10 protein-coding genes are annotated in these 10307 nt (G+C 67.4%); 8 read left to right on the forward strand and 2 right to left on the reverse strand.

The genetic code is table 11. The features are described 5' to 3' along the window. Nucleotides 1–114 precede the first annotated feature (114 nt). Both IPI67_22110 and IPI67_22115 read right to left on the reverse strand, forming a co-directional pair. A complete protein-coding gene (locus tag IPI67_22110) occupies nt 115–549 on the reverse strand; it encodes a hypothetical protein (GenBank protein ID MBK7582876.1) in 435 nt (144 codons plus the stop codon). Beyond that, nucleotides 546–2039, reverse strand: coding sequence for a type II/IV secretion system protein (locus tag IPI67_22115; GenBank protein MBK7582877.1), 1494 nt, complete (start codon nt 2037–2039; stop codon nt 546–548). Before IPI67_22115 ends, IPI67_22110 begins: the two co-directional genes overlap by 4 nt. 185 nt (nt 2040–2224) lie before the next feature. On the opposite strand from IPI67_22115, the gene IPI67_22120 reads away from it, so the two are divergent. The 8 genes from IPI67_22120 (at nt 2225) to IPI67_22155 (ending at nt 10298) form a co-directional block, all read left to right on the forward strand. After that, the gene (locus tag IPI67_22120) at nt 2225–2779 is read left to right on the forward strand and encodes a hypothetical protein (GenBank protein MBK7582878.1); all 555 of its coding nucleotides are present in this window, start codon (nt 2225–2227) and stop codon (nt 2777–2779) included. Then, nucleotides 2776–3045, forward strand: coding sequence for a hypothetical protein (locus tag IPI67_22125; GenBank protein ID MBK7582879.1), 270 nt, complete (start codon nt 2776–2778; stop codon nt 3043–3045). Before IPI67_22120 ends, IPI67_22125 begins: the two co-directional genes overlap by 4 nt. A gap of 76 nt (nt 3046–3121) precedes the next feature. Continuing rightward, nucleotides 3122–4489 carry a sulfatase gene (locus IPI67_22130; protein ID MBK7582880.1) on the forward strand — a complete coding sequence of 456 codons (1368 nt, stop codon included), beginning with the start codon at nt 3122–3124 and terminating at the stop codon, nt 4487–4489. Further along, complete coding sequence (locus tag IPI67_22135) at nt 4486–5850, forward strand: sulfatase (protein MBK7582881.1); 1365 nt, start codon at nt 4486–4488, stop codon at nt 5848–5850. The genes IPI67_22130 and IPI67_22135 overlap by 4 nt, the downstream gene beginning before the upstream one ends. Nucleotides 5851–5929: 79 nt before the next feature. Further along, entirely contained in the window at nt 5930–7066 is a 1137-nt protein-coding gene (locus IPI67_22140) for a hypothetical protein (GenBank protein MBK7582882.1), read from the forward strand. Beyond that, nucleotides 7063–7827 (forward strand): hypothetical protein, encoded by a 765-nt coding sequence (locus IPI67_22145; protein MBK7582883.1) that lies wholly within the window; start codon nt 7063–7065, stop codon nt 7825–7827. Before IPI67_22140 ends, IPI67_22145 begins: the two co-directional genes overlap by 4 nt. After that, nucleotides 7824–9749 carry a hypothetical protein gene (locus tag IPI67_22150; protein ID MBK7582884.1) on the forward strand — a complete coding sequence of 642 codons (1926 nt, stop codon included), beginning with the start codon at nt 7824–7826 and terminating at the stop codon, nt 9747–9749. The genes IPI67_22145 and IPI67_22150 overlap by 4 nt, the downstream gene beginning before the upstream one ends. Nucleotides 9750–9839: 90 nt before the next feature. Beyond that, nucleotides 9840–10298 carry a PaaI family thioesterase gene (locus tag IPI67_22155; protein ID MBK7582885.1) on the forward strand — a complete coding sequence of 153 codons (459 nt, stop codon included), beginning with the start codon at nt 9840–9842 and terminating at the stop codon, nt 10296–10298. Nucleotides 10299–10307 lie beyond the last annotated feature (9 nt).

Below are 10307 nucleotides of genomic sequence, written 5' to 3' on the forward strand. Positions count from 1 at the left end.
GCCGAAGGCCGGGGGTTTGGGGCGCAGCCCCAACGTAAGTGTTCTAGAACACGAGCAGCGCAAGCTGATCGGTGTTCTAGAGCGGGCTCGGGGAGCCTGGGCAACAGCAGGCCGTCAATCGCCGATGCGCAGCGTCCCCGGAACACAGGTCTTCTCGTGGGTGGTCGGCATGCCTTTGGGCGGCAGCAGATCGATCTTGATGCGCTCACCCGCCTTGCAGGTGATCTCACCGACGTAGGGGGTATTGCCGACCTTCACGCCGTCGACGCGGAGCTCTGAACGATCGGAGCCGGCGGTCACCACGATCTGCAGACGCAACGTCGTGCCCGACTTCGCGATCTCGCCAGTCGGCGCGGGCGCCGGCGGCCCGCTGCTCGCCTTGGGTGGCGGCGCTGGCGGCGCATCCGCCGTCACCTCGAGCTTGGGCGCGCGCTCCGCGATCGCAAACAACACGCCGGCGGTCCCGAAACGGGCGCCGATCACTGCGAACAGGCCGGCAGCGACGAGCTGCGCGACTCCACTCGCGCGCGACACCGTGTCGCGCATCATCCCGTCACCCGTAGCACTTCCATCAGCGAGGTCTCCCCGCGCTGGGCGCGCAAGAGCCCGTCCCGCATCAGCGGGGTCATGCCCTCGGCGGTCGCCACCTGATGTAGCTCGTTGGTCGGGCTGCGCTTGTTGATGGCGGCGCGGACCGCCTCGTTCAGAATCAGGAGCTCCGCGATGGGCAAGCGCCCGGTAAAACCTTGGCCCTCGCAGAAGTCACACCCCACGTGTTCGTAGTAGATGCCATCGGGGATGACGATGCCCGACTCGGCGAAGCGCTCGGTCACGATGGCGTCCGGCTTGGCTTCCCTGCGGCAGGCCGTACACAGCGTGCGGACCAGTCGCTGGGAGAGGCAGCCGACGGTCGCGCTGGCCAAGATGAACGGCTCGATGCCCATCTCGATCAGGCGCGCAAACACACCCGCGGCGCTCTGACCGTGCACGGTGGTGAGGATGAGATGGCCCGTCAGGCCCGCTTGCATGGCGATCTCGGCGGTCTCGCGATCGCGAATTTCGCCCACCATCAGCACGTTCGGATCTTGCCGGAGCACACTGCGCAACGTGCCCGCGAAGGTCATGCCGGCCTTCGGGTGCATCTGCGTCTGCGTCGCAAAGGGCAGCTCGAGCTCGATGGGGTCTTCGAGCGTGACCAGAGTCGTCGTGCGGCCTCGGGAGCGCGAAATCTGCTTCAGCGCCGCGTAGAGCGTGGTCGTCTTGCCGCTACCGACCGGACCCGTCACGAACAAGAGTCCCTGGGGTCGGTTGACGAGGTCGATGACGCCAGCCATCACCTCTTCGTTGAAGGCCAATGATTCGACGTCGGGCACGGCGCGGCTGCCGCGGACCAGACGCAGCACGACCCGCTCCCCGCCCTCGGTGGGTAGCGTCGAGACACGCGCCTCGATGCTGCCGTCGTCGATGGTCATCACCAGGCGCCCGTCCTGGGGAGTGTTCTTCACGTACGTGTCGAGGCGAGCGAGCACCTTGACGCGGGTCACCAGCGGCGCTTGCACCGAGGGATCGAGCAGGGCGACCTCGTGCAGTGTGCCGTGCACGCGATACGTCAGCTTCAGCGCGTCCGGCGTCGGCGAGACGTGGATGTCACTGGCGCTGACCTTCACGGCTCCGCGCACCAGCTCCGTGAACGCCGCGACCACGTCCGGCGCCTCGGCGGTGCAGTCGGCGATGCGCCGCCGCACCTCGACGATCGCCTCCTGGACGTTCCCGGTCTCCAGCCCCTCGTAGTCGGCGTGGCCGCGCTTGCGTCGGAGCCCGAACAGCAACTCCGCCAGTGTGAGCACGACCGCGAACCCACCGGCGATGCCCGCAACGCGGAGCAGCCACCCCCAGCCCCCCGACCCGAACACGACCCAGAACTGTCGGACGATCTCCGCCCACGCGCCATCGAACGACACGCTGGCCGCGATCGCCGCGGCGCCGGCAAGGAGGCCGAGCACAGCAATTCCGAGCAGGCCGCGGACGGTGGCGGACATCACGACGAGGAGGACATCATTGCACGGCGTGCCGCGATGCGTAAGTTGGCCGTCGGGCCGGCGACCCTAGGCAGCCCCACGGAATCATGGGCGATTGCAGGTTGGGCTGGCCGACTGGCGACTCCGAAGCTCAAATGCCACCTCACCCCCAAGAGACGGGCCTGGCTCGTCCCACGAGGAGCACGATGAACGTTGCCCAGAAGCTCGCCGTAATTTCTCTCTGCGCGATCGGGCTGGCCATTCCTGCCGGTCCTGCCTTTGCCCGGGGCGGTGAGCCAGGCCCGGTGAAGAAGGCGGCCGAGGACAGCAAACAGGCTGCCGACAAGCTCAAGGAGAAGCGCAAGGAGCTCAAAGAAGAGCTCAAGGAGAAACGAGCCGCGGGCAAGGATGGAAAGGAGGACGCCAAGGAGGACGTCAAGGACGCAAAGGGGGAGGTCAAGGACGCTCGCAAAGAGCTGAAAGAGAACTGGGCCAAGCTGCGGGAGACTCGTCAGGAGCGACGCAAGGAGCGACGCGAAGAGCTCAAGAAGAAGTGGGGCGAGCTGCCCAAACACCCGGCGGTAAAGAGCGAGCTCAAGGTTCACGCTTGGCGCATGGCGCGCCTCAAGCGCGTCCGCGCGGTTGCGGTGAGTGAGGACAAGACGGACGCTGTTGCACGCGTAGACAAGCTGGTCGCCAAGGAGAATGGGCGCCACGACAAACGCATGGAAGCCCTCAAAGCGAAGGGAGGTGAGGAATGAGCGCCCACTTCACCGCATTGGCTCTGATCGCGACGGCACTCGTTGCACTTCCGGCCTGTGAGAAGAAGGAGACCCCCACCTCGGCGCCAGCTTCCTCCGCGGCAGTCCCCTCCACGGGTTCTCTGGCCGCCGCGTCGGCGCAGCCGTCCGATGACGGCGAGGGCATGCCGATGGAAGAGGACTTCGAGGACGAGGCCGAGCAGAAGATCACGGCGCAGAACGTCAACGACGAGCTCGACAAGCTCGAAAAAGAGATCGCGGAGTGAGACCCCCGCCCGCGAAGCGGGCGGCTCGGCGCATGGGAGATTGGCAATGACCGAGCAGCTCTGTTAGGAGCCGCCGGTGCCCGTGAGATCCCACCTCAGCCTGATCGCCTTGCTCGGGCTGGTCGCTTGCTCGAAGGACAAACCGCCGCCCCCGGCCGCCACGACTCAGCCGAGCGGGGTGGCGAGCGCGCCGGTTGAGCCCTCCGCTTCAGCCGTGACGAGCGGCGAGCCGGCCGCCCCGCCGCGCCCGCTCAACGTGCTGTTCATCACGGTCGACAGCCTGCGCGCCGACATGCCGTGGACCGGTTACGAGCGGAAGATCGCTCCCAACCTGACCCAGCTCGCGTCCCAGAGCGTCGTCTACAACGAGGCTTACTCGACCTCGAGCTACACCGCCCAGAGCGTCGCGAGTTACCTGAGCGGTCGTTACGCGGCCTCGCTGTATCGCGCCGGCTGGTTCTTCGCGAGCTACGCCAAGAGCAACACGCTGTTTCCGGAAGTACTACAGGAGAGCGGCGTCCGCACCTTGGCCTGGCACGCCCACATGTACTTCGGACGCGGCAAGGGCATCGATCAGGGGTTCGACGTCTGGGAGCTGGTGCCGGGCATCACCTTCAACCCGAACACCGACGAACACATCACCAGCGACAAGATGACCAAGCTCGCTCAGGAGATCTTGAGCAAACCCGAGAACACCGGGAAACCTTTCTTTGCGTGGGCGCACTACATGGACCCCCACGACGAGTACAAGAAACACCCTGAGAGCCCCGACTTCGGCAACAAGAACCGTGACCGCTACGACTCGGAGGTGTTCTTCACCGATCTGTGGCTGGGCAAGCTGCTCTCGTGGTGCGAAGAGCAGCCGTGGTGGAAGAACACCGCGCTGATCGTGAGCGCCGACCACGGCGAGGCTTTTGGTGAGCACGACGCCTGGAAACACGCCTTCGACGTGTGGCAGGTGCTGGTGCGCATCCCGCTGATCATCAAGCTGCCCGGCGGCAAACCGCGGCGCATCGACGCACGGCGCTCGATGATCGACATCGCACCGACCATCACCGACCTCCTCGGGCAAAAACCCCTCGAGCAGTTCCAGGGTCAGAGCCTGGTGCCGGAGCTGCGCGGCGGGGAACCGAACAACCGCGAGCCCATCGCGGTGGAGCTGGCCGAGGACAGCCACAACCCACCCCGGCGCGCCGTCATCTCGGGCGACTACAAACTGACGGTCTGGGGCCGAGGCGCGAAGTACCTGCTCTTCAACCTGAAGAATGACCCGGGCGAGCTGAAGGAGCTGAGCAAGACCGAGCCCGAGAAACTCGCCGAGATGAAGAAAATGTTCACGGACAAGTTCGACAAGATTGGCTTCATCGAGCCCTATGGCGGCATGAAACAGAAGGAGGGCGGCAGCGCCAACGGGCCCATGGGGCCGCCGGGAAAGAAGCCATGAGGGCGACCGCGACCCTCCTCTCTCTGATCGTCGTTGCGTGTGCCGGCGCGCCGCCGGCGGAGCCGAACCCCTCCCCTGCTCCCGCACCGTCCGCGCCGCCGACGGCGAGCGCACAGCCCGAAGCTTCGGCGGCCGCGAGCGCAGCGGAGCCAGCGCCGACGCCCCCGGCAAAAAAGCCGAGTGGGCCGTTCAACGTCGTGCTGCTCTTGATCGACAGCCTGCGCGCGGACATGCCCTGGGCGGGATACCCCCGGGAAATTGCCCCGAATCTCAGCGCACTCGAGCCAACCTGCACCAGCTACACCCGTGGCTATTCGACCTCGAGCTACACCGCCAAGAGCGTGGCGGCAGCCCTGTCGGGGAAGTACCCGAGCATGCTCAAGCGCAGCGGGTACTTCTTCACCAAGTACCCCGAGAGCAACCTGTTCTTCCCGGAGCTGCTCCAGAAGGCCGGCGTGCACACCATGGCGACGCATGGCCACATGTACATGCGCAAGGGCAACAACGGACTCGATCAAGGTTTCGCGGACTGGCGCATCGTCGACGGTCTCACCTTCGACGCTCAGACTGACAACCACGTGACGAGCCAGAAGATGACGCCCCTCGCCATCGAGCAGCTCGCCGCGGCGCCGAAAGACAAACCCTTCTTCATGTACCTGCACTACATGGACCCGCACGACGTCTATCAGCAGCACAAGGAGAGCCCGGCATTCGGCAAGAAGACCCGCGACCGTTACGACTCGGAGGTGTTCTACACGGATCTCTGGGTCGGCAAGCTGCTCAGCCACATGCGGGAGCAGCCGTGGTGGAAGAACACCGTCTTGATCGTGAGCGCTGACCACGGTGAGGCCTTCGGCGAGCACAACCAGTACCGCCACGCGTTCGAGCTCTGGGAATCGCTGGTGCACATCCCGCTCATGTTCTGTGGCCCCGGCATCGCTGCGCGTCACGTCGAGACTCCGCGCAGCAGCATCGATTTTGCCCCCACCATCCTCGAGCTCATGGGTGTGAAGGCCGAGCACGACTTCGTGGGTGAGTCGCTGGTGGGCGAGCTTGGCGGCGGAGCTCCCAAGGAGCGACCGGTGCTCCTCGATCTGCCGGCCGACAGCAACAACCCCGAGCGCCGGGCGCTCATCAGCGGGGACTACAAACTCCTGGTGTTCGGCGCCGACTGGCGCTTCGACCTCTACGATCTGAAGAACGACCCCGGAGAGAAGAAGGATCTCGCCAAGTCGGCTCCGGACAAACTCGCGGAGATGAAGGCGCTCTACCAGAAGCTCTGGGGCTCCCTGACGAAGGTGAAGCCCTACGGCGGCAACAAGCTCGAGGGCGGCGGTACGGCGAGCGGCCCGCAGAACTGACGGCGAGCGGCCCGCAGAACTGACGGCGAGCCGTCCCGACTTGCCCGACCGCGGGGCCGGTGCGATCCTCCCTCTCACCATGACGATTCACTGGCTTCGGATCGGGCTGGCGGGGCTGATCGCTACGGGTGTGGCGTGCTCGGCAACGAGCAACGACGGCGGCGGCGGCGGCGGCGGCGGCGCCGGCAACGCCAGCGGGAGTGGCGGCGTAGCTGCCGCTGGTGGCAGCGGCGGAACGGGTGTCGGCGGCGCAGCGGGCAATGCCGGCAGTGGCGGCAACGCGGGTGACGCGAGCACGAATCCCGAAAACTGCACGGACGGCCAGGACAATGACGGCAACGGGCTCGTGGACGAGGGCTGCGTGTGCGCCAAGGAGGCGGTGCAAAATTGCTGGAGTGGCCCGGCCGAGCGCCGTGGCAAGGGCGCGTGCAAGGACGGCAAACAAGCCTGCCAGCTGTACGGGGAGTTCTACGCCTGGGGTCAGTGTGTCGGTGAGGTGCTGCCGTCGCCGGAGATCGCGGGCAACTCGGTGGACGAGGACTGTGATGGCGACTCGGGTGGTCCGTGTGTGCCCACGGCGACGTACGAGGACTGCTGGAGCGGCCGGGACGACGAGTGTGACGGGTTGGTCGATTGCGCCGATCCGGACTGCGCCAGCATCTGCACCTGCAGCCCGGAGAAGTGCGGAGACGGGCAGGACAACGACTGCGACGGTCAGGTCGACTGCAAGGACGCCGACTGTGTGAACGCCACCGAGTGCAAGCCGGTCTCGGGCTGCACGCCGCAGTTTCCATTCTTCCTGGAGATCTTGTGCAACGACAAGGTCGACAACGACTGCGACGGCAAGGTCGACTGCGATGACCCGGACTGCATCCGGCCCGGCGACTGCGGCTGTGCTCCCGAAGAGACGAACTGCAGCGACGGCAAGGACGAGGACTGCGACAAGAGCACCGACTGCGCGGACCGGGACTGCCAGAAGTGCGCGCCTGGAAGCGAGCGCTGGTGCGACGACCCGCAGTACTGTCACTGGGGCAAGCAGAAGTGCGGGAGCGACGGCAAGTGGGGTCAGTGCATCGAGACCCAGACGCCACCCCCCGGATGCAGCGGTACCCTCTACAGCGCGGACTGCTGTGTCAAGGCCAACCAGTGCTGCCAGAACTACCCGAAGGACGACTCGTCGATCGGAAATTGCAGCGCCGTCGTCAGCTGCAAGTGAAGGCGCGCTCGCTCGCGGCGCTCTGCCTGGGCGTGTGCCTCTGCGCGTGCGCGCGTTCGCCCGCTTCGAACGACGAGCCAGCGCGCGTGGAGCTGCCGGGGAGAAAGCTCGCCTGCCCGGCTCCCGCCGACGTTGGCAGCGACTGCGCGGACGTCGGCGACGAGCGGGTCTGCTGGACGGGCCCGCTCGCGTCGGACGTAAAACGCGTCGAGCGGCCGCTGCCCTGGGCCACGAGTGAGCGCGGCTTTCGCTGTGCAGGGTACGCCGCGGCGCGCACCTGCGAGGACCGGCGTTACGCCTCCGACCCGTTCGTCTGTTCGGGAGCGCTCTGCACCCAGCGGCACCCGCGTATGCCCGACGACGGCGAGTGGGAGTGTGGGGACATCGAGGGCGTCGTGGTGTGCCGGGGCTGGGCGGAGGCCGCCGGGGTCGTCGCCGGCAAGGCGGATCCCGGCTGGTTCTGCGGGCCACGCCGGGGCGCAAAGTCCGAGCGCATCTGCGTCGACTTCGCGCCGGATCGACCGGCGGGCGGGGAGTTCAACTGCCGCTTCCAGTACGAGCCGGGGCAACCGCTGCGCGCCTGCACCCGCGGCGGCGCGGCCCCGATCGGGCGGAGCTGCGAGGGCGCTTGCCCCTTCGGGACCGTGTGCGCGAGCGAGCGCTGTCTACCCCTCACACCCAGCCCCGCGTGTTGGCTCGACAAGGACTGCGAGGGCGGACAGAAGTGTGTGCACGGCAGCTGCCGAGGGCTACCGAGTTGAAGCGTGTCGCTGCCGCCGCCGCGATCGCCGTCGCCTGTTCGTCGGGCTCCGGAAGCTCCCCCACTGAACCCGCTCCGGTCCACGTGATCGTCCGGGCCAAGGTCGGTTCACGGCTCGACGTGCGTCGCGCCAGCATCGAACCCAACGCGGCGCTGCGGCTCACCAGAAAGGCACTCGATCAGCTCGAGCTGGAGCTGCGCCCCGGCAGCGGTCCGCTGCGTCTCAGCCTCGAAGGTGCGTGCCCGGCGGAGCTCAGTCTGGCCGACGCCGCCCCGGGTGATCGGCGGACCATCACCCTATCGCCGTGGCTGTCGGTGGCGGGCGGCGATCTCACGCAGGTCGGCTTCGACGCGCCGTTCACGATCACCCTCTCGCCGGGCTGCCGTGACGCATTGAGCAGCAAGGTGGAGTGGTCCCAGACCGGCGGCTCACCCGTGACGACGACCAGCGAGCAGAATGGCTTCGTGCTCCACGGCCGCACGCCCGCGTTCTCCGGTGAAATCCCGCCGGGCATCGTGCCGATCTCCCAGCGCACGCGGGGCGAGCTGCTCTTCCTCGCAAAATCCGGCGACCATTCACTCACGGTCAGGGTGTCCGCAGCCGCGCGTTCATCGGGGCTCCCGAGCCTGGGGGTCTCACAACGCGTGCTGCTCGGGGGCAAAGCGTGGCGGGTGAAAGAGCGCGCGAAGGACGGCCACGCCGAGGTGAGCGTGCAAGGGAAGTACTCGCTCTTTCAGCCCGATGCCCGGGGGCGCTGGGTGCTCGAGGACGAAAGAAAACAGGAGCTGTCGTTGGTCGTCGGCACCCACGCGGACACGCTGCTCGATTGTGGGCGCGCCGACTGTCACGCCCGACAAACCGAAGCCGTGAAGAGCTCGCGCATGACCCACGTGTTCGAGCGTGGGCTCCGCGGTCAGATCTCCGGGTACAGCGTCGACTGCGCGCTCGCCTGTCACACCGCCGGCGAACCCGGAATCGCAGACGGTGGGTTCAGCCAGCTCAGCAACGAGCTGGGCCGGAGCGGAGTCTTCGACCTCGAGCCAAACGCGTGGGACGAGCTGCCCCGGGCCTTGCGCCGCTTGGGCGGTGTGACCTGCACCGCGTGCCATGGCCCGGGCGCCATCCCGGAGCCGTCGGCGCGCTGGGCCATTCTGCGCACCGACGTGTGCGCGACCTGCCACGACGCACCCCCGCGCTACGGGCACGTCCAGGCCTGGAACACCACGGCCATGTCCCGCGCGGATCACGATGATCGCGCCCGCCGCGAGCCCGCCTGTCGAGCGTGTCACACGACCGCCGGGTTTCTGGCAAAGCTGAACCTGCGCCAGGACCAGAACCCTCCGGAGCTCGAGCTCGGCATCGGTTGCGCAGCCTGTCATGCGCCCCATGCCGACCATCAAGAGCCGAGACTGCTGCGCCAGGTCAGCCTGCCGCCCGGCCTTCAGCTGCCCGAGAGCGCAGCGCCGAGCCGCGTCTGCGTCGGCTGCCACAGCGGCGACAGCGCCTCCGCCGCCAGTGTGTTGTTCGGACCCGAGCCGCCGGGCGCCCACGCAAGTGTGGCCAAGGGCTGCATCGGCTGTCACGCCGGCGTGCGCGGAAAGTCGGGCGAACGCGGCGGCAATCACAGCTTCGCGGTCGATCGAGCCCGCTGTTCGCAGGGCTGTCACCAAGAGGGTGTGCCCGTGACCGATCCGGCGCTGCGAGCGCGCGCCCTGGCGTTGTTCGAGCGCCTCGGCGGCTCGCTCGAGCCGCGGCGTCCGTCGCATGCCGGCAAATTGCCCAAACCGGTCATGGAGCAGTTTCGCGAGGCGCTCGCGCTGGTCTGCATGGTGATCGACGATCGCGCCGTTGCGGTTCACGACGCCAAACGCGTGCGAGCGCTCCTCAGCCGTGCCGAGAGTCTGCTGGGCGGCGCGCGTTGAGCGGGCGCGAGCGCTGAAAATCCTGCAGCAGCCTGGCTACGCCACTTCGAGCATGGCGTGTCCGCCCGACCCACTCTACCCTGGTCGCCGATGTCAGAGAGCCTTCAGGATCGCTACGCGCCGAACAACCTTTGTTTCGGCTGCGGGCCCGCCAATGACAAGGGCCTGCGCATCAAGAGCCGCGTGCTGGGCGACGAGCTGATCGCCGAGTTCACACCGGAGCCGCACCATCAGGCCTTCGGCGGCGTGCTCAACGGAGGCATCGTGGGGGCACTGCTCGACTGCCACAGCAACTGGGCGGCGGCCCACGCCCTGATGCAGTCGAAGGCCCTCGAACACCCACCCTGCACGGTCACGGCGGAGTTTCACGTCAAGCTGCGTGCACCCACACCGATGTCCCCGGTGTCGCTGCGCGCGAAGGCCGTCTCCGTCGAGGGGGACAAGGTCGTCGTCGAAGCCAGCCTCGAGGCGAATGGCAAGACCACCGCCACCTGCCGCGGGGTGTTCGTCTCGGTGAAGGAAGGCCACCCGGCCTTCCACCGCTGGTGAGCGCCCGCG

Source organism: Myxococcales bacterium (assembly GCA_016706225.1).
GTDB lineage: Bacteria > Myxococcota_A > Polyangia > Polyangiales > Polyangiaceae > JADJKB01.